The organism is Ruania alba (assembly GCF_900105765.1).
GTDB classification, from domain to species: Bacteria; Actinomycetota; Actinomycetes; order Actinomycetales; family Beutenbergiaceae; genus Ruania; species Ruania alba.
In genome coordinates, this window is sequence record NZ_FNTX01000002.1 from 1,012,350 (window position 1) to 1,030,170 (window position 17,821).

16 protein-coding genes are annotated in these 17,821 nt (G+C 69.2%); 7 read left to right on the forward strand and 9 right to left on the reverse strand.

Annotation, left to right across the window (positions count from 1 at the left end; translation table 11 throughout):
* Window positions 1-57: 57 nt before the first annotated feature.
* The gene (locus BLU77_RS15110; RefSeq protein WP_089773906.1) at window positions 58-975 is read right to left on the reverse strand and encodes an LLM class F420-dependent oxidoreductase; all 918 of its coding nucleotides are present in this window, start codon (window positions 973-975) and stop codon (window positions 58-60) included.
* 427 nt (window positions 976-1,402) lie between these two features.
* Window positions 1,403-1,900 (reverse strand): hypothetical protein, encoded by a 498-nt coding sequence (locus tag BLU77_RS15115; protein ID WP_089773907.1) that lies wholly within the window; start codon window positions 1,898-1,900, stop codon window positions 1,403-1,405.
* Window positions 1,901-1,951: 51 nt separating this feature from the next.
* Here BLU77_RS15115 and BLU77_RS15120 point away from each other — a divergent pair, with 51 nt between their 5' ends.
* From BLU77_RS15120 to BLU77_RS15130, 3 genes are all read left to right on the forward strand, one after another.
* Window positions 1,952-2,818: an Fpg/Nei family DNA glycosylase gene (locus BLU77_RS15120; RefSeq protein WP_089775856.1), complete on the forward strand. Its 867-nt coding sequence runs from the start codon at window positions 1,952-1,954 to the stop codon at window positions 2,816-2,818.
* Window positions 2,819-2,865: 47 nt separating this feature from the next.
* Window positions 2,866-3,660, forward strand: a complete 795-nt coding sequence (locus BLU77_RS15125) for a deoxyribonuclease IV (protein ID WP_089773908.1) — start codon at window positions 2,866-2,868, stop codon at window positions 3,658-3,660.
* Window positions 3,661-3,758: 98 nt separating this feature from the next.
* Window positions 3,759-5,093 (forward strand): hypothetical protein, encoded by a 1,335-nt coding sequence (locus BLU77_RS15130; protein ID WP_089773909.1) that lies wholly within the window; start codon window positions 3,759-3,761, stop codon window positions 5,091-5,093.
* A gap of 10 nt (window positions 5,094-5,103) precedes the next feature.
* Here BLU77_RS15130 and BLU77_RS15135 read toward each other — a convergent pair whose 3' ends face one another.
* From BLU77_RS15135 to BLU77_RS22170, 3 genes are read right to left on the reverse strand one after another with little or no spacing between them, the layout of a single operon-like run.
* Window positions 5,104-6,213: a fatty acid desaturase family protein gene (locus BLU77_RS15135; protein WP_089773910.1), complete on the reverse strand. Its 1,110-nt coding sequence runs from the start codon at window positions 6,211-6,213 to the stop codon at window positions 5,104-5,106.
* 37 nt (window positions 6,214-6,250) lie between these two features.
* A complete protein-coding gene (locus BLU77_RS15140; RefSeq protein ID WP_089773911.1) occupies window positions 6,251-6,874 on the reverse strand; it encodes a 2-dehydro-3-deoxy-6-phosphogalactonate aldolase in 624 nt (207 codons plus the stop codon).
* A complete protein-coding gene (locus BLU77_RS22170) occupies window positions 6,874-7,794 on the reverse strand; it encodes a 2-dehydro-3-deoxygalactonokinase (RefSeq protein ID WP_175477131.1) in 921 nt (306 codons plus the stop codon). Before BLU77_RS22170 ends, BLU77_RS15140 begins: the two co-directional genes overlap by 1 nt.
* Before the next feature lie 121 nt (window positions 7,795-7,915).
* On the opposite strand from BLU77_RS22170, the gene BLU77_RS22175 reads away from it, so the two are divergent.
* Window positions 7,916-8,371, forward strand: coding sequence for a hypothetical protein (locus BLU77_RS22175; RefSeq protein ID WP_175477132.1), 456 nt, complete (start codon window positions 7,916-7,918; stop codon window positions 8,369-8,371).
* 66 nt (window positions 8,372-8,437) lie between these two features.
* Here BLU77_RS22175 and BLU77_RS15150 read toward each other — a convergent pair whose 3' ends face one another.
* The 3 genes from BLU77_RS15150 to BLU77_RS15160 form a co-directional block, all read right to left on the reverse strand.
* Window positions 8,438-9,763 (reverse strand): ABC transporter substrate-binding protein, encoded by a 1,326-nt coding sequence (locus BLU77_RS15150; protein WP_089773913.1) that lies wholly within the window; start codon window positions 9,761-9,763, stop codon window positions 8,438-8,440.
* 126 nt (window positions 9,764-9,889) lie between these two features.
* On the reverse strand, window positions 9,890-10,603 hold the full coding sequence (locus BLU77_RS15155) for a YqjF family protein (RefSeq protein WP_089773914.1): 714 nt from the start codon (window positions 10,601-10,603) through the stop codon (window positions 9,890-9,892).
* A 101-nt stretch (window positions 10,604-10,704) separates the two neighbouring features.
* Window positions 10,705-12,003, reverse strand: a complete 1,299-nt coding sequence (locus BLU77_RS15160) for an NAD(P)-binding domain-containing protein (RefSeq protein WP_089775858.1) — start codon at window positions 12,001-12,003, stop codon at window positions 10,705-10,707.
* An 88-nt stretch (window positions 12,004-12,091) separates the two neighbouring features.
* On the opposite strand from BLU77_RS15160, the gene BLU77_RS15165 reads away from it, so the two are divergent.
* From BLU77_RS15165 to BLU77_RS15175, 3 genes are all read left to right on the forward strand, one after another.
* Window positions 12,092-12,421 (forward strand): ArsR/SmtB family transcription factor, encoded by a 330-nt coding sequence (locus BLU77_RS15165; protein ID WP_089773915.1) that lies wholly within the window; start codon window positions 12,092-12,094, stop codon window positions 12,419-12,421.
* Between the two features lie 87 nt (window positions 12,422-12,508).
* On the forward strand, window positions 12,509-16,081 hold the full coding sequence (locus BLU77_RS15170; protein WP_089773916.1) for a phosphodiester glycosidase family protein: 3,573 nt from the start codon (window positions 12,509-12,511) through the stop codon (window positions 16,079-16,081).
* Between the two features lie 127 nt (window positions 16,082-16,208).
* Complete coding sequence (locus tag BLU77_RS15175; RefSeq protein ID WP_089773917.1) at window positions 16,209-16,619, forward strand: PPOX class F420-dependent oxidoreductase; 411 nt, start codon at window positions 16,209-16,211, stop codon at window positions 16,617-16,619.
* A gap of 1 nt (window position 16,620) precedes the next feature.
* On the opposite strand, the gene BLU77_RS15180 is transcribed toward BLU77_RS15175, so the two are convergent.
* Window positions 16,621-17,814, reverse strand: coding sequence for an MFS transporter (locus BLU77_RS15180; protein WP_139177792.1), 1,194 nt, complete (start codon window positions 17,812-17,814; stop codon window positions 16,621-16,623).
* Window positions 17,815-17,821: the final 7 nt, after the last annotated feature.

Consider the following 17,821-nt stretch of genomic DNA (forward strand, 5'->3'; position numbering starts at 1 on the left):
AATCGGCCGCACTCGCTTCACGGCGAGTGCGGGCTCCCGGGTACACGGCAGGCCCGCTCAGAGCTGCGGCGCCACCTCACGCGCGATCAGATCCAGGTGATCCAGGTCTGAGAGATCCAGGATCTGCAGGTACGTGCGCTGCACGCCCTGCTCGGCCAGCCAGGCCAGTCGATCGACCACCTCGGCGACGGTGCCGGCCACCCCGTGCTCGCGCAGCTCCGCCGGCTCGCGGCCGATCGCGGCGGCGCGGCGCGCGAGCTCCGCCTCGTCGGTTCCCACACAGGCGACCAGTGCCGCCGAGTAGGTGATCTCCGCCGGATCGCGTTCGACCGCCCGGCACGCCTCGCGCACCCGCTCGAAGCCGGCCGCGATCTGGTCCAGCGGTGCGAACCCGAGGTTGAAGTCGCTGGCGTACCTGGCCGCGAGCGCCGGGGTGCGCTTCTTGCCCTGGCCGCCGATCACGATCGGCACCGGGGACTGTGCCGGCTTGGGCAGCGCAGGGGAGTCGGTGAGCTGGTAGTGCCGGCCGTGGTGCGAGAACGTCTCCCCGGTCGGGGTGTTCCACAGGCCGGTGACGACGGCCAGCTGCTCCTCCAGCATGCCGAACCGCTTGTCCGGGAACGGGATGCCGTAGGCGGCGTGCTCGGCGGCGAACCAGCCGGTGCCCAGCCCGAGCTCCACCCGGCCACCGGACATCGCATCCACCTGCGCCACCTGGATCGCCAGCATGCCCGGGTGGCGGAAGGTGGCCGAGGAGACCAGCGTGCCGAGCCGGATCCGGGACGTCTCCCGCGCTAGTCCGGCCAGGGTCACCCAGGAGTCGGTGGGGCCGGGACGTCCGTCCCCGCCCATCGCGAGAAAGTGGTCGGAGCGGAAGAAGGCGTCGAAACCGAGCTCTTCGGTGGCCTTCGCCACGGCGAGCTGATCGTCGTAGCTCGCGCCCTGCTGGGGTTCGGTGAAGATTCGCAGCTGCATGGGTTCAGCCTGCCACGCCCCGCCCCGACCGCAGTAGGTGCCGACAGTTGTCGCTCACGATTGGTTGTTCCGACGGCCGATGGCACGTACCGGGCGGGTTGGTGTCAGCGGTTGTCGCGGTGGTAAGCGTGCGGCGACGACGAATGGCACCTACCGACGGATGGCCGCAGTCGAAAAACCCTGGCGCGCTCCGCCGTCGGGATCTACGGTGGTGCGCACACGGGAAAGGAGGTGATCCGAGAAGTGATTTCTTTTTGGACGCGTGAGGTGACTGTCCGCTAGTCGCCCGTTACTGACACGGACGGACCGCCGTCTCGTCAGTGCGCGCGCACTAGCGAGACCACGGCAGTCACCGGAAGCCCGCGGGGGCCACCATTCGTCCAGGTGGCACTCGGCAGCAGCCGAGAACCCGCGGGCTTCGCCGTGCTCAGAAGGTGGAGATCAGGGCAATGGCCAATACGATCGCCGCGATCGTACCTATCGCGATGAGGAAGGTGAGCACGAAGATCTTCCCGAAGCTCCAGAACTTCGCCGGGACCCCGTAGGTCGCGAGCCGATCGATCCACCACCGGCGCGGCGGGATGCCCACCTGAGCGACCCGCTGGTTGTACTGCTCCACCGATTCTCCCTGGTGCGGGGTCGGCCGCGCGCGGCCGAGGTCGACCTTCACCTTGGACGTGCCGGTGCGCAGGGTGAGATAGCTCTGTTCCGCAACCGAAGGACCAGCCACGTAGCTGGCCTTGGTGATCTCCGGCGGCCGGGCGCTGAACACGAGTTGCTGGTCACCCATGGGTGAGGTGTCGATCACCTGGATCTGGTCGTCCGCCGTCCACACCAGGCGCGCCGGCGTGGTCTGGAACACCGTGATGCCGGTGCTGCGGGAGACGTTCAGGCTGACATCACGGCTGTGGCCGGGCGTGGACATGGTTCCTCCGGAGTGCGTGCGGGGTGCTCAGGAAACGCTAGCGTGCCGATCATGCCCGAAGGCCACACCATCCACTCCCTCGCCCACCGGCTCGATCGCGCCTTTGCCGGACGCCCGGTGCAGGCGTCCAGCCCGCAGGGCAGGTTTGCCGGCGGGGCGGCGCTGCTGGACGGGCGGGAGCTGTTCGGCTCCCAGGGCTATGGCAAGCATCTGTTCTCCGAGTTCGCCGGGGATGTGTGGTTGCACGTGCATCTCGGCCTGATCGGCCTCTTTCCGGTGCTGCCGATTCCCGACGGCGCAGCGGATGTTCCCGTGACCGGTGCGGTTCGTCTGCGGTTGCGCGGGGATGGGCATGTGGCTGACCTGCGTGGCCCGATGACCTGCGCGGTGCGCACGCCGGAGGAGGTTGAGGCCATCATGGCTCCGCTGGGGCCGGACCCGTTGCGCCCTGACGCCGACCCGGACCTGGGCTGGCAGCGGCTGCAGCGCAGCAGCAAGCCCGTGGCCGAGCTACTGATGGACCAGAAGGTGATCGCCGGCGTCGGCAACGTCTACCGGTGCGAGGTGCTGTTTCGCCGTCGGGTGGACCCGATGCGGCCTGGCAACGAGATTCGCCCGGCCACCTGGCGGGCCATCTGGGAGGACCTGGCCATGCTGCTGCCACTCGGGGTCGCGTTCAACCAGATCCTCACCATGGACGATCAGGTGGAGCAGGCGACGGCGGAGGTCGCCTCGGGCGCGGCCGCCGCCTACACCGCCACCCTCACCGGACAGGGCCTGGGGGACCGGTTCGAGCGCCGGTTCTTCACCTACAAGCGCACCGGCGAACCGTGCCTGGTGTGCGGGTCCCGGATCCGTGCGGCGCCCTTGGCCGGGCGCACCTTGTACTGGTGCGGGCGGTGCCAGCGGCGCCGGTAGCGTGATTCCGCTCGAGCGAGGTCGGTGGCGGCGGATAGTCTCGGGCCATGGCAGTACTCGGAGCTCACGTGGACCAGGCCGACCCGATCGCAGAGGCGCAGGCGCGCGGCGCGCAGCTGGCGCAGATCTTCATCGGGGACCCGCAGGCGTGGAAGGGCCACGCGGTCGGGTACCCGGACGGGCCAGCTGCGCTGAAGCAGGCCGCGGAGGACGCCGGGATCACCCTGGTGGTGCACGCCCCGTACGTGATCAACGTGGCCACCACGAACAACCGGATCCGGATCCCCAGCCGGAAGATGCTGCAGAAGCAGGTGAGTTTGGCCGCCGAGATCGGTGCGATCGGGGTGGTGGTGCACGGCGGGCACGTGCTCGCCTCCGATGACGAGGCGGTCGGCTTCGACAATTGGCGCAAGTGCATCGACCAGTTGGACGCCGAGGTGCCGATCTTCATCGAGAACACCGCCGGCGGCAACAAGGCGATGGCTCGCGGGGTGGAGAAACTGGAACGCCTGTGGGCTTCGGTGATGGAGGCCGACGGCGGTGATCAGGTGGGCTTCTGCCTGGACACCTGCCACGCCTACGCTGGCGGTGAGGAGCTCGCCGGACTCGTGGACCGGGTCATGGCCGTCACCGGGCGGATCGACCTGGTGCACGCCAACGACAGCCGGGACGCCTTCGACTCGGGGGCGGACCGCCACGCCAACCTCGGCCACGGCTCGCTCCCCGGTGATGAGCTCGTTGAGCTGGTCCGCTCCGCTGGTGCGCCCGTGGTGGTGGAGACCCCGGGCGGCGCTCCCGAGCACGCGACGGACCTGGAGTGGTTGCGGGAACGCCTCGGCTGACTCTCCCGTCGCCGACGCAACCGGCGTTTGCGCCTTCTCCTACCCTGGTACAGCGGATGGCAGGACACACGCGGCGCGTCGAAGGAGCCCGGGGCGACATGGCAGCGAACCGGCCGGCGGAACCGGTCTGGCATGAGTATCAGGTGAGTCCGCTTGCGCGGGCTGCCTCCGCCTTCCAGCGCGGTGCGGGCGCAATCGCCGTGGCTTGCGGCGTGCTGGCCGCCCTGGCGATCCTCGTGGGTATCGCGGCGGAGGAGGCGGACTTCGTCGGGCCGGGTCTGCAGAACGACCTCAACACGTGGCTGCTGGCCGTGCTCGCCGGTTGCGGTGCCGGAGGACTGCTCGCCGTCGTGCTGCATCTGTTCACCCATGTCGCGGTCCCGCACGGCACGGTCCGGGCATTGGCCCGGGTGAGCGAGCAGGGGCTCGATCCGTACGTGGTGCCGGCACCGTCACAGTGGACGGTGCTGCACGAGGAGTCGAAGGCCGGCCACCGGCTGGAACAGGTGTGCTACCTGCTGGTGGCGATGGGGGCCGTGCTCGCACCGATCATGCTCGGCTTCATCGTCGTGGACTTCACCATCTACGCCGTCTACGGGTTGATCGTGTCCCTGGTGATGGCAGGACTGGCGCTGCTCGCGATCCGGTGGATCCGGTCGGTCGTGCGGCCCGGGATCGAACGCGTCGCGGCGATGGTGCGTCGCTCCTGGCCGGAGGAGCGATACGAGCAGATCGTCGAACGAGCCGAGGCGGCGGCCGTGGCGCCGAGAACGGGCACCTCCCTGGTGCCGGACCGCAATCACGCGATCGTGATCGGTCAGCGGATGTCCGGCATCGGTGGCGTGCTCGTCGGCATCCTCCTCACGATCTTGCCGCTCACGCTGAGGATCCGGAAGCCGAGCCGGCTGGCGGACGCGCGCACCTACTCCGAACCCGTCGAGGTGATCCTGCGCAACGCGTTCGTGGCCGAAGCGGTGATCGGCGTAGCAGCCGTCGTGCTGGTGGTGGTGGGCGCGATCATCGCCTCCTCAGCCCGGCTCCACGAGCGACGCGCGCTGCGGAACGCGGCCGGCGACCCCGAGGCGGCCCGCCCGCCCGAGCAGGTGCTGCTCCGGCACACACACCTGACGTTCGTCCCGCTCTCCCTGCTGCTGATCGGCCTGGGGAGCGTGGCCACCATCACCTCGATGGCGGCGAGGCACGCCGCCTCGACCGGGGCGGAGACGTTCTTTGGTGCCGAAGGGGTGACCGTCGCGGGACTTGCCGGCGGTCTCGCCCTGATCGCGGCAGGCGGGGTGGCTGAGGTGTTCCGCTCTGAGTCCGCCCGGACCGCGCGTAACGTGGTGCTCGCACGCTGGCCGGTCCCCGTGCCCAGGACGGGGCTGGCGAACGGCTCCGGGGCCGAGGAAGCCCCGGGGCCGGACTCCCGATAGGGCGAGCGGTTCAGCGGCCCAGGCTCGCGGCGACCGGACAGGCGAAGGGCTCGCGCGTCGAGCCTTCGACGTCGTTCAGATATCGGATCACGATGCGGTAGGAGGAGAAGAAACCGACCTCGGTGTAGGTGATGTCGAGGTCGTCGCAGTGCTCGCGCACGATGGGCTGGACTTCGCGGAGCGCCGGTCGCGGCATGCTCGGGAACAGGTGGTGCTCGATCTGACGGTTCAGACCGCCCATCAGCACGTCGACGACCGGGTTGCCGCGGATATTGCGCGACATCAGCACCTGCCGCCGCAGGAAGTCGATCCTGCTATCTGCGGGGACGATCGGCATGCCCTTGTGGTTCGGGGCGAACGCTCCGCCCAGCAGCACACCGAACACGGCCAGCTGGACTGCGAGGAAGGTCGCGGCGAGAGTCGGCGGCATCAGCAGGAACAAGGCCGCCACGTAGAGCACGAGCCGGCCGAGCACCATCGGCGCCTCCACTGCGCGGCGCGGTATGGGGCGTCGCCCGAGCACCGCCCGCACGCTCGCGACGTGCAGGTTCAGACCCTCCAGAGTGAGCAGCGGGAAGAAGAACCACCCCTGTCGGCGGGCGAACCAGCGTCGGAACCCCCGTCGGGAGGAGGCGGCCGCCGGGGTGAACGCGATCACCCGGGACTCGATGTCCGGATCCCGGCTCTCCTGGTTCGGTGCGTTGTGGTGCGCGTCGTGCTTGAGCGTCCACCACGCGTTGCTCAGCCCGACCAGTCCGTTGGCCAGTACGCGGGAGGTCCATTCGTTCCAGGACCACGAGCGGAAGATCTGGCGGTGGGCGCTGTCGTGGCCGAGGAACGCCAGCTGCGCGAGGATGAACGCCATCGTGACCGCGAGCGCGAGCTGCCACCAGGTGTCGCCCAGCAGCACCACGCCCACCCAGACGCCGGCGAAGGCGGCCACGGTCAGCACCAGGCGGGTCCAGTAGTACCCGTACCGTCGCTGGAACAGTCCGGTGGCGCGGACGCGCCGCGCCAGTGTCCGGTAGTCGCGGGTGACGGCCGCTGCCTTTCGCGGGGTGTTCCGCTGCGGGGGGATGTTCGTATGGTCGGCCATCGGGCCGACGAGTGTGTCAGCCATATCTCCACGGTACGCCTGATGCGGGGAGAGGGCCGGGTCAGCCGATGCGGACGGTGCGCACCCCGGGAGCGGCGGCATCCCAGGCCTGAGTCAGTGCCGCCGCCCGCGTGCGTAGCTCCTCCGGGCGTACGCCTGGGGCGAACAGCGAGTTGCCGATCCCGAACCCGGTGGCACCCGCGGCAACCCACTCGGCCATCTGGTCCGCGCCGACACCACCCACCGGGATCAGGTCCACCGGCGGCAGCACGGCGAGCCAGGCCTTCATCCCCGCGAGGCCCACCTGCTGAGCCGGGAACAACTTCAGTGCCCGGGCGCCTGCCCCGATCGCGGTGAACGCTTCTGACACGGTCGCTACCCCCGGGTAGCTGGCCAGACCGGCCGCCACTGTGGCCTCGATGACGGCGATGTCGGTGTTCGGGGAGACGACCAACTGTCCACCGGCCGTGCGCACCTCGGCGACCTGCGCCGTCGTGAGCACGGTCCCGGCGCCCACCTGGGCGTCGGTGGGGAGCGACTCCCGCAGGATCTCGATGCTGCGCAACGGTTCGGGTGAGTTCAGTGGCACTTCGAGCGTGCGGAAGCCGGTCTCGTACAGCACCTGCCCGACGGCGGCCGCGTCAGCCGGCTCGAGTCCGCGCAGGATGGCGATCAGTCCAGTCATCAGGTTACTCCTTCGCCTAGCCCGGCCGTGCGGGCGAGATGGATGAGGCCGCGGGTAGTGACACCGCCGTCGGCGATGTCGGCCACGATCCCCGCGGCGGCGAGGGCGCGCCGGTACCGCTCAGCCAGCGCAGCGGAGGCCACCACCGGCAGGCGTGCTGGGGTGTGGCCGAGCCAATGGCACGCACCGGCGATCTCGGCCCCGATGAGAATCCCGGAGAGCTCCTCGCGCGCCTGCTCCGGGGGCATCTTCTCCAGCAGCGCCCGGGCACGGACCCCGAACACCAAGGCGGCCGCACCGAGGCCGGCGCCGGCCAGCCCGCGCTGCACCCCGGCTTCGAAGGCCGACCAGTCCGCCTCGCTCGGCGCGACGTCACCGACCACCTGCGCGATGGTGCCGTGCGTGCTGAGCAGCGCGAACAGCTCACCGGTCATCGCCGTGTGGAAGTCCGTGAGCGCGCCGTCGGCCAGTAGCGCCCACTTCGTGTGGGTGCCAGGCAGTACGGCCGGGCCCGTGGCGTGCCCGGCGAGGGCAAGGCCCAGCAGTTGCGTCTCCTCCCCACGCATCACACCGCCGTCGGTGCTCACCCCCGGGACCAGGTGTACCGGCCCCCACGGGCCGGCCACCTGCGTCAGCGGCACCTCGCCGGCGGTCAGCGGCACCGGCGCCGGGAGGTACGGGACCTCGTGCCAGCCCTTCGCACTGCCCACCATGCCGCATGCGATGACGGCTGGGCGGGATTCGGCCCACGAGCCCGCGAGCCGGGTCAGGGTCTGGGCGTACGCCGCCGGTTCCGTGCCGACGGTGAGGATGCCTTCGGAGGCCGAGGCGGAATCCAGGACCGTGCCGTCGGCGCCCACGGCGCTCGCCCGCACCGACGTCGTTCCCCAGTCGACGGCGAGTAGGACAGGTTCAGCCATACCTGCACCTAACCGCGCTGAGCGGGGACCTGTCGAGCAGGTCCCGCCCCTCGGGACGATGGGCAGTGCTGCCCATTCCCGCGGTGACTCTCGAGGGCCGCGCGCCCATATGATCATCGTCATGGTGATCTGGCGTGGCTGGGGGATTCTCGGCCTTCTCTTCGTTCTTGTTGTCGGCGTGGGCCTGGGTGGCCTGTTCCGCCTCGTCATCGGCGAGGAGCGTGAACCCCTGCCGATCGGTCTCGGACTCGCGGTCGCCGGTCTGATCCTGTTCTTCGCCGGACGGTGGTTCCAGGACTGGGATGCCCGCCGCCGCGCCGACAAGTACATCGAGTCGCGGCGCGCGGAGGTGGCGCAGACGATCGCGGCCGGTCGGTTCCAGCCGGTGCCCGGGTACCAGCCGGCCACTCGCGAGGAGGCGGAGCAGCTCGGCGCTGAGATGCTCGAGAAGGAGCACGCGCAGGTGGTGCGCAAGCTGCGCGGGCACCACACCCTGTTCTTCATCCCGATGCAGTACTTCGGTCTCGTGGTGGTGCTGATCGGAGGGGCCATCGGGGCCCTCGGGCTCGCCGGATAAGCACCACGTCAGACGGTCCACACACGACAACGCCCCCGCCCGATGCGGGGGCGTTGTGCTGTGTGCCTACTCGGCGATGGCCTCGTTGGCGGCGTCCTGTGCCTGCTGCAGTGCCTCCTGCACCGGGAGCCGGCCGGCGAACATCTCCTCGAAGTAGGGAGCGATGGCGTTCGCTCCGGCGTTCGCTCGTGGGCCGAGCGGTGCGGCGATCGTCTCGCCCTCGGCGGCGGCGATGAATTCGGAGGTGTCCACCCCCTGCTCGGTCCAGTAGTCCACGAACGAGCTCTGCGCATCCACGGCGGCCGGGAACGCGGCGCCGTTGGCACCGAGCGGCTCCTGTCCCTCGGCAGTGCTCAGCCAGCGCAGCACCTCGAGGGTGGCCTCGGGGTGCTCGGTCTCGGCGTTGCCCACCGCCGCCACGCTGTGCACCACGCCCACGCGCCCGTCCGGGCCCTCGAGCATCGGCGCGATACCCCAATCGAACTCGGCGTCGGCCATGTGCGGCAGCGAGTACTGCCCGGACTGGAACAGCGCCATCTTGCCCTGCACGAACAGGTCGCGGGCCAGGTCCCCGTTCTGGTTGGTCTCAGCAGCGGACGGGGAGACATGGTAGGTGTTGATCAGATCCACCAGGTACTGGAACGACTCCGCACCCTCCGGGGTGTTGAAGGCGTACTGGTCGCCGTCCTGGTACCGGGCGCCGTTGGATCCGAGGAAGTCGATGTAGATCGCCTGCAGGTCGTTCTGGGCGTTGAAGGCGTACTGCTCGATGTTCTCGGCATCGAAGTCGTCCTCGGCGGCGGTCACGCCGCTGGCGTCCACGGTCAGATCGAGTGCCGCTCCCAGGAACGTGTCGTTCGTGCCGCTGGGGTCCCACTGCAGGCTGCTCGGGTCGACCCCGGCCTCGGCGAGCAGGTCAGCGTTGTAGTAGAGCGCGATCGAATCGGTCAGCTGCGGCACGCCCCACTCGGCGCCGTTGCGGGTGTACAGGTCCACGGCGGACTGCACGAGCTCGTCCTGGTCGGCACCGATCTCGGCACCGATGTCGATCAGGTTGCCGTTGTCGGCGTAGATGCCGAAGTTGGAGGTGTTCGTCCAGAAGATGTCAGCCATCGTGCCGGAGCCGATGTCCTGCGGGAGACGGTCCCAGTAGTTCGCCCACGGGACGGTCTCGACATCCACCGTGATGTCGGGGTTCGCCTCGGTGAATGCCTCGAAGGACTCCTCGTAGGCCGCGGCGGCCGCGTCGTCCCACAACCGGAAGGTGACCGTCGCGCTGTCCTCGGACCCTCCGCCGTCGGGCTCTCCCGAGCTGCCCGGTGAGCAGGCGGCCAGGGTGAGCGCGGTAGTGGCGGTGCCGGCCACCAGGGCGAGCGAACCTCGTCTGAACATGTCATCTCCTTGTCGGCCCCGAGAGTGCACACAGAGTGCTGCGTGCTGATGTGAACGCACGGTAGCCCGCGATCGATTCCCGCGGGAGACATCCCCGCGCGGGCGACCGAATCGTGACCTTCTCGTTCAGACGATCGGCGCAGGTAGCCCGAACCGCACCGTGGTCGACGACGCGTAGAGCACGCTCTCCGGTGGCCCATGCTGAGGAGGGAGCCCGCAGGCAGCGAGCAGGCCGTCGTCGTGCCAGGCCTCGAGCGCTGTGTACTGCAGCGGCCAGGGCGGATGATCGATCGGGAACCGCACAGTGGTGCCGTACCACCGCTCGTGCAGCGACCAGCGGGCGGTGAGTTGCTGCTCGACCTCGGTGGGGGCAGGGTGCCGCGGACCCGGCCGCACCGCCAGCCGCACCCCGGCCCCGCCGGCCGCCGGAGCGAGTCGCCGGGTCGCGTACGCCACATGGTCGGCGGTACGGGCGTACCGGAAGTCGGCCCAGGTGTAGGGCAGCCGCACGGCCGCACGGCACCCTGCCGCGAACAGTGGGTCGGCCGCCTCCATGGCCCGGAACACCACCCCGGCGTGCCCTTCGACGTCCCGGCTGTACAGCCGCACGTTCAGCTCGAAGAACGACGGATAGGGGACCGGCCCGAACCACAGGTTCCGCATCCGCAGCCCGATCACCCCGACCCACGCCGATCCGTCGATCAGGTCCGGGACGGTTCCCGGGGGGAGCAACGGTGCCACGTCCTCCTCGGCCACCCGCCAGTGCAGGAACACCACCTCCTGCCAGCTTTGCCGCAGCAGCGTCCGCGGGCTCACCGGGTGCGGAGATGCTGCGTCCATGGGCGTCACAGTAGCCATCCAGCACACCTGGGTGGGGCAACGTTGCGGTCGGTTTCCGACCCGAGAGTGGCCGCAACGTTGCCCAAGCGGGCCATGGTTCGTCAGCCGGCCGCCGGTTCGAGGGAGATCGGCTGCGGTGCGCTCGTGCAGCAACCGACTGCCTGCTCCGGTTCGTCGAACAGGCCTGCTCCACCACAGACGCCCGTGTCGGGCAGGTCCAACTCGACCCGTTCGGCGGCCGCGTCGTCGCCTGCCAGCTTCGCGACGACGCTGCGCACCTGTTCGAAACCGGTGAGGGCGAGAAAGGTGGGTGCCCGGCCGTAGGATTTCGCGCCCACGATGTAGAAGCCCGGTTCCGGGTGCGCGAGGTCGGTGGCCCCGGTCGCAGCCACGGACCCACAGGAGTGGATGTTCGGATCCACCTCCATGGCCACGCGCCGTGGAGCCTGCAGCCGCAGATCGAGTTCGAGACGTACCTCGGAGAGGAAGGAATGATCGGGCCGGAATCCGGTGAGCGCCACCACGTGGTCGGCGGGATCCAGGCGGCGGCCGTCCTCGGCACTGACGATCACCGAGCCGTCGACCATGTCGATCCGGTCGGTGCGGAAGCCGGTGACGAGGCGTACCAGCCCGGACTCGACGGCTCGCTTGGCCCGCTGACCGAGGGCGCCGCGTTCGGGGAGCTCGTCCGCCTGGCCACCGCCGAAGGTGTCGCCTACTTGGCCGCGACGCAACACCCAGGTGATGCGGGTGGTCCGATCGCGCCGAGCCACGCGGGCGAGGTTCGCGACCGCTGTCGCGGCGGAGTGCCCGTTGCCGATGACGACGGTGTGCCGGCCAGAGCAGCGCGAGTCCACGTCGGGGATGCGGTAGGTGAGCATCCCCGACGCGGCCGCATCGCGTTCGCCCAGCGCCGACAGCCCGTCGGCGCCGGCGGGGTTCGGGCTCGACCACGTTCCGGAGGCATCGATCACTGCCCTGGCCTCGATGCGCTCCTCGCCCTCCGGTGTCTCGATGTGCACCACGAACGGCTGGTCCTCGCGCCCGGAGTCCACCGAGAGGTCACGGCCCTTGCGTCCGACGCCGACCACGTGAGCCGAGTATCGGACTCGATTGCCGAGCGCTGCCGCCAAGGGAGCCAGGTACTCCGACACCCACTGGCCGCCCGTGGGATACCCCTGGTCCGGAGCGCTCCACCCGGCACCCTCCAGCAGTCGGCGGCTGGCGCCGTCGATCAGTTCCGGCCACGGGGAGAACAACCGCACATGTGCCCATTCATGCACCGCCGCGGCGGGTCCGGGCCCGGCTTCCAGCACCAGCGGTTCCACATCTCGCTCCAGCAGGTGTGCTGCGGCGGCCAGGCCCTGCGGGCCGGCCCCGACGATGACGACGGGGTCCATCATTGCGCTCCATTCATCGACGTTCTTCGATGTGTCGAGCATCCGCTTCAGATCGACATATGTCAATATGAGGGGCAGACTGGTCGCTATGAGCACACCCCGGACTGTCGCGTGCTGCACCGAGGTCGGCCCAGTCCCCTCGAGGAGTGACGCGGAGCGAATCGCTGCCGTGTTCAAGGCACTTGGCGACCCCACCCGGGTGACGCTGCTCGCCCTCATCACCGCCAGCGCAGCCGGCGAGATGTGCGTGTGCGACCTGACCGAACCCGTCGGACTGTCCCAGCCCACGGTCTCCCACCACATGAAGGTGCTGGTCGACGCCGGGCTGGTGCAGCGGGAACAGCGGGGCCGGTGGGCGTACTACCGGCCCTCCATCGGCGCGCTCGTGTCCGCGACCCACGAACTCACCGGGACCTAGACTCCTTAACCAGCACAACGGGAGGTTCACCCAGCGTTAGTTCAGAGGGCGTTGAGTCTCAGGTCACCGGTCGGTTGACTCCTCACCATGGGAGACAAAAAGACGTTCACACGGTTGAAACCCGCCTCACCCTCCGAGAGTCCGCTCCGCCGTATCGCTGCCGCAGCTGCCACGCTCGCCGCATTGGCCATGCTCGCCGGCGGCCTTTCCGCGCCGACCGCAGCGGTGGAGCCCACTCCGCAGACGGAGTGGATGCCCGAGCAACTGGACTCCTGGTCCAGCATCACACGGCGAACCGCCACTGATCCGGTGCCCGTGACGAACGGAGTCACGGCCTCCAGCGAAGTCATCGATGCGGTGGCGGGTCGCGTCCCGATCCACCTGGTGACGGCCGACACCCAGGACCCGAACGTTCGACTGGGCACGGTGGTCTCGAACGACTCGGTGATCGACCCGGGAAACGAGACGCTGACCTCGATGGCTGACCGCACGGGTGCGGTGGCGGGTATCAACGGTGACTACTTCGAGATCCACGCCTCCGGGCAGGCCACCGGCGGCGAGATCGTCGACGGCGAGATCTGGAAGAGCCCTCGGCCGGACTACGAGGGAACGATCGCCGTGCTGGAGGACGGCTCCCTCGCGTACGGCACGCAGGAGTTCGGCGGCTCGGTGACAGCCGGTGACGCGACCCGGGAGGTGTCCTCGATCAACACCCTCGATGACGCCTCCGAGGACGGGATCACGATGATCACTCCTCGTCTGGGGGCCGTGGCCGACACCTGGCTCGACGGGTCGCACGTCGTGGCACTGGGCACCTCTTCGGATGGTGGCGCCACGATCGAGATCGCCGAGGTGTCCACCGCGACCGCACTTGATGACGGCTTCTACGGTCTGGTGGCCGGCACTGCGGACAGCGCCGGCGGACGCTGGATCCTCGACAATGTCGAGGTCGGGATGACGTTGAGTACGACGAGCCAGATCAGTCCGAACGACAACATCGAGCAGCTCATCCAGGGTGCGGGCCGGATCCTCAAGGACGGCGCGATCTACCAGGACCCGACCGAGCAGATGCCCTCCAGCCTGCACCCGGAGTCGGCCGTAGGCACCACAGCGGACGGGCGCCTGGTCATGGTCGCCCTCGACGGGCAGCGTCACGCCGATACTGCCGTCGGTGTCGGCTGGGCCCAGGTCGCCTCCTACCTGCAGTCTCTGGGCGTCACGGATGCCATCCTGCTCGACGGTGGTGGATCGACGGAGCTGGTGGTCCGCCAGCCCGGCGACACCGACGTGTCCGTCGCCAACAGCCCGTCCGACCTGGCCGAGCGTCCGGTCGCCAATGGCCTGTTCGTCTACTCCACGGCCGAGGCTCCGGCCACGGCGACCGACGTCGTCGTGGGTAACGGGACCACTGTCTCGACCGCCGTCGGCGCGTCCACGCCTCTCCCTGCCTATGCGCTGGACGAGTTCGGCAACCCCAGCGCTGACCCGGTCGAGGTGACGGTACGCCCGCAGCGGCTGGGCACCTGGGAAGACGGGGTGTTCACCGCGACGAACAGGGGCGCGGGCAGGCTGATCGTGCGCGCCGGCTCAGCCATGTCCAGCATCTCCATCAAGGTCGACCCTGCCTTCAGCGACCTGACGATCACCCCGGAGCAGGATGGCGTGTCGAACGGTGAGTCGCAGCAGTTCGTGGTGCACGGCTCCACCGGCGATGCCGCACCTGTGAGAGTGGAAGCGGACTCGGTGACCTGGGAGCTGGACCGTGACGACCTGGGTTCGATGGATTCCGCGACCGGCACATTTGCGGCAGCGTCCTCGGGCAGCGGCGCGGTCGAGCTGACCGCCACCGCAGGCGGTCTGAGCGCGACTGCCGAGATCAACGTGGGTGTGGTGATGCGACCGTTGGTCGTGGCCGACAGCGCGGCGGACTGGGAGCTGCGATCCACCGGCGAGGGGGTCACCACAGTCCCCTCGGGCGACCATCCGGCCGAAACCACCGATGTCCCGCCGGACGCCACCCAGTCCACGGCCATCGAGGTGGACTACTCCTTCCCGAATGCCCCCGTTCAGCACCGGATCTGGCTCAGCCCGAACAATGGTGCCGGTGTCCTGGCCGACCGGAACGAGTTCGGTCAGGTGCCGGAGAACTTGCACTTCCGGTTCAAAGTGGACAGTGACGCACCGCCACAGTCGTGGATCGTGTTCAACGTCACCGACGCTGCCGGTCACACCATGGGTCTGTGGACCGCTCTCGAACCGAGCGACTATGGCACCTGGGTGGAGATGGACAAGAGCATCAATCGCGGTGTCTTCACGGAGTACCCCTTGACGATCCGGGACATCAGCTTCGTCGGGCAGTACGCCACGCATGCTAGTACCGGGACCTTCACGCTGGCCGACCTGCGGGTCGACTACCCCGCCGGCACGCCGGTTGACGAAGCCCCGTACACCGCGATCAACCCCGATAACCCGGAATGGCTGACCTACGAACAGGATCCCGCCAACTTCCAACCGGGCGGCCAGACCTTCGTGATCGGGGATGACGGACACCTCATTGCGGCCGAGCCTGATTCGACGAGTGCGGTGAACATCGAGGGGATGGTCCAGCGCACCGCGGGGACCGCGTACACCACCTCGGCTGGCCAGACCGTTGAGCCGCTTCCGGAGGTGGCGCGCCCGGAGGTGGCGCTGAGCCTCGGGGACATCTCGGACACCGGCAACCTCGATGACCTGGTGTTCGCGAAGGAACAGTGGGAGCAGTTCGGGGTGCCGCTGTATGACGTGGTGGGCAACCACGAGATCAGCCAGGGCTCCGAACCGGCGGACGGCAACTTCTACTCCGTCTTCGGTCAGGACACTCACTTCACCTTCACCCGGCCCGGGATGACCTTCATCGGGCTGGACAACTCGATGGGTTCGATCACCGGATCCGACCCCCAGCAGGTACCCGGGGTTGAGCAGTTCCCGTGGTTCGTCGAACAGCTCGAGTCCGTGACCAGCCCGGTGGTGTTCGTCGGCATCCATATGCCTGCCTATGACCACTCGCCGAGCAACTCCAGTCAGTTCTCGAACCGTTGGGAGGCCGAACAGTTCCTGCAGGTGATCCAGAACTACCGGGTCGAGCATCCCGACCAGCGCGTGGTGGTCATGTACGGGCACGCGCGCGGGTTCGCGAACCAGTTGCTGGATCCGCATGGTGATCCGGGCGATGCGGAGACGGGCATTCCGCAATTCACCATCGCCGACATCGGCACTCCGCCGTATGTGGCGGCGGATCAGGGTGGCTTCTACCACTTCGCGCTGTTCCACGTGAACACCGACGGTACGGTCCAGTTCAGCGTGCTGCCGATACTGAAGTCGGTGACCATCGACCAAGGCACGGCGGATGCTCTGGACGACACCAGGGTGGACTCGGTGCCGGTCGGATCGACCAGGCAGTACACGGCAACGGCCGTGAACGAGAACGGTTCCAACATCACCGATCCGCCCGTCATGCCGGTGGCCGATCCGATGTCCCACGTCTGGTCCAGCTCGGACCCGGATGTGGCCACGATCGACCCGGTCACGGGGGAGGTCACCGCGGTGGCCGCAGGGGTGAGCACGATCTCGGTCCGCACAGGTGGCATCACCGCGAGCCTGACGCTCACCGTCACCGAGTAGCCGGCGCGGAGCCACCTCGGGCACAGAGGAGGTGCGCGGCGCCCGTCCCGATAGCGGGGCGGGCGCCGCGGCCGGTGGGCGGCACCTCAGGAGATACCTGGCCTGCGCCGTCAGCCACACTGTCGGTATGCCACGTCGCGACCGTCATCGAGACGATGAGTACTTTGCGCTGACCACGTTCCGGCGAGATGGGACACCAGTGTCCACGCCGATCTGGCTCGCCCCTGCGGGCGGTCGACTGTACGGGTATACGCCGGGTCGTTCGTGGAAGGTGCGCCGGATCGCCCGAGATCCGCGGGTCGAGTTCGCGGAATCGACGTTCCGCGGCGTGCCGACGGGCGCCTGGCGGCGAGGGGAGGCTCGGGTCCTGTCCGGTGCAGAACTGCGCGTGGCGAAGCGGGCGATGACGGCCAAGTACGGCAACCGATTCCGGTGGTTCACGATCGTCACGCTGCTGGGCCGGCCGCGCCGGCGCGGTGGTCGCGCTGTCGGCCTTGAGCTGACCGTGAACCCCGAAGAACGCTCACGTGAGACGTAGGTCAGCGATCGCCGTCGATGACTCCCGCAGCCCCACCGGGGGAGGCCGCGGAGGCACCCCGCAGCCGGAACGCCACCGGCGCGAGCGCCGCGATCGCGACCGCAAGCACCACGAAGCCCCAGGTGTAGCTCGACGCCGCCACCACCACCCCGAGCAGCACGGCACCGATGCCGACGCCGCCGTCGTAGGCGATGTTCCACACCGTGCTGGCCGAGCCCAGGCCCTTGCTCCCCGCCCGTGTCATCACGGTGACCAGCGAGTCGTTCTGCACCGCCCCAAAACCCAGACCGAAGACGGCGGCCGCGACGACCGTGAGCACACCGGCCTCAGGTCCGGTGGTCAGCGCCACCCCGAGCATCCCGACGGCGCTGAGCACCGCGGCCGGCAGGAGCAACCGTCCGGCACTGACTCGGTCACCGATCCGCCCGGCCAACAACCGCCCAAGCACCATCAGCGCCGAGAGCGAGAACAGTGACAGGGTCGCGACGCCCGGGTCCGGCACCGCGATCGGGACGAACGTCGTCGCGCCGCCCAGGGCCACGGCCGTCGCCGCGAACACCGCCGTCGGAGCCAGGAACTTCGCCCAGGTGCGCATCGGCAGGTGCCCGCTGCCGCTGCCGGACCCGGCGTGGGAGCGCCCGCCGGAGATCGCGAACGCCAGCGGGACCGCGAGCACTGCCAGCACGCTGGCGGTGATGAACATCGGCGTGAAGCCCCACGTCTGCGCGAGCCACACCCCGGCAGGCAGAGCCACCACATTCGGAAGCCCGGCCGCCACGCCGTACACACCGGTCGCCGTCGCGAGCTTGCCTGCCGGCGCGAGCTCGGCAGCGAGGGCGGCGCCGGCCACCACCACGAGGGCGAACCCCACACCGCGCACACCGGAGATCAGCACCAGCGAGGCGACGGCCGTCGATGCGATGTAGAACGGGGTGGCGGCAGCGAGAAGTAGTGAGCCGATCAGGATCATCTGTCGCAGTGTCGCGACCCGGAAGATCCAGCCCATCGAGAGTTGGGTGAGCACCGTGGTGGCCATCATGGCGCCGGTGATCGTGCCGACCAGGGCCTCGCTCGCACCACCTTCGGCCGCCCACAACGGTGCGACCGGGAGCATCAGGGCGTAGTTCGCGAGGGCGCCGACGGTGGCGACCAGCAGCAGCACCATGTCCCGGTGGAAGAGGCGGTCGAGGCTCACCACCTAT

Coding starts and splice junctions, on each gene's coding strand:
- BLU77_RS15150 (WP_089773913.1), bottom strand. CDS start 9,763: ATGTTCAGACGAGGTTCGCTCGCCCTGGTGGCCGGCACCGCCACTACC.
- BLU77_RS22175 (WP_175477132.1), top strand. CDS start 7,916: ATGGTGATCTGGCGTGGCTGGGGGATTCTCGGCCTTCTCTTCGTTCTT.
- BLU77_RS15115 (WP_089773907.1), bottom strand. CDS start 1,900: ATGTCCACGCCCGGCCACAGCCGTGATGTCAGCCTGAACGTCTCCCGC.
- BLU77_RS15165 (WP_089773915.1), top strand. CDS start 12,092: ATGAGCACACCCCGGACTGTCGCGTGCTGCACCGAGGTCGGCCCAGTC.
- BLU77_RS15155 (WP_089773914.1), bottom strand. CDS start 10,603: ATGGACGCAGCATCTCCGCACCCGGTGAGCCCGCGGACGCTGCTGCGG.
- BLU77_RS15170 (WP_089773916.1), top strand. CDS start 12,509: ATGGGAGACAAAAAGACGTTCACACGGTTGAAACCCGCCTCACCCTCC.
- BLU77_RS15135 (WP_089773910.1), bottom strand. CDS start 6,213: ATGGCTGACACACTCGTCGGCCCGATGGCCGACCATACGAACATCCCC.
- BLU77_RS15110 (WP_089773906.1), bottom strand. CDS start 975: ATGCAGCTGCGAATCTTCACCGAACCCCAGCAGGGCGCGAGCTACGAC.
- BLU77_RS15175 (WP_089773917.1), top strand. CDS start 16,209: ATGCCACGTCGCGACCGTCATCGAGACGATGAGTACTTTGCGCTGACC.
- BLU77_RS15120 (WP_089775856.1), top strand. CDS start 1,952: ATGCCCGAAGGCCACACCATCCACTCCCTCGCCCACCGGCTCGATCGC.
- BLU77_RS15125 (WP_089773908.1), top strand. CDS start 2,866: ATGGCAGTACTCGGAGCTCACGTGGACCAGGCCGACCCGATCGCAGAG.
- BLU77_RS22170 (WP_175477131.1), bottom strand. CDS start 7,794: ATGGCTGAACCTGTCCTACTCGCCGTCGACTGGGGAACGACGTCGGTG.
- BLU77_RS15160 (WP_089775858.1), bottom strand. CDS start 12,003: ATGGACCCCGTCGTCATCGTCGGGGCCGGCCCGCAGGGCCTGGCCGCC.
- BLU77_RS15140 (WP_089773911.1), bottom strand. CDS start 6,874: ATGACTGGACTGATCGCCATCCTGCGCGGACTCGAGCCGGCTGACGCG.
- BLU77_RS15130 (WP_089773909.1), top strand. CDS start 3,759: ATGGCAGCGAACCGGCCGGCGGAACCGGTCTGGCATGAGTATCAGGTG.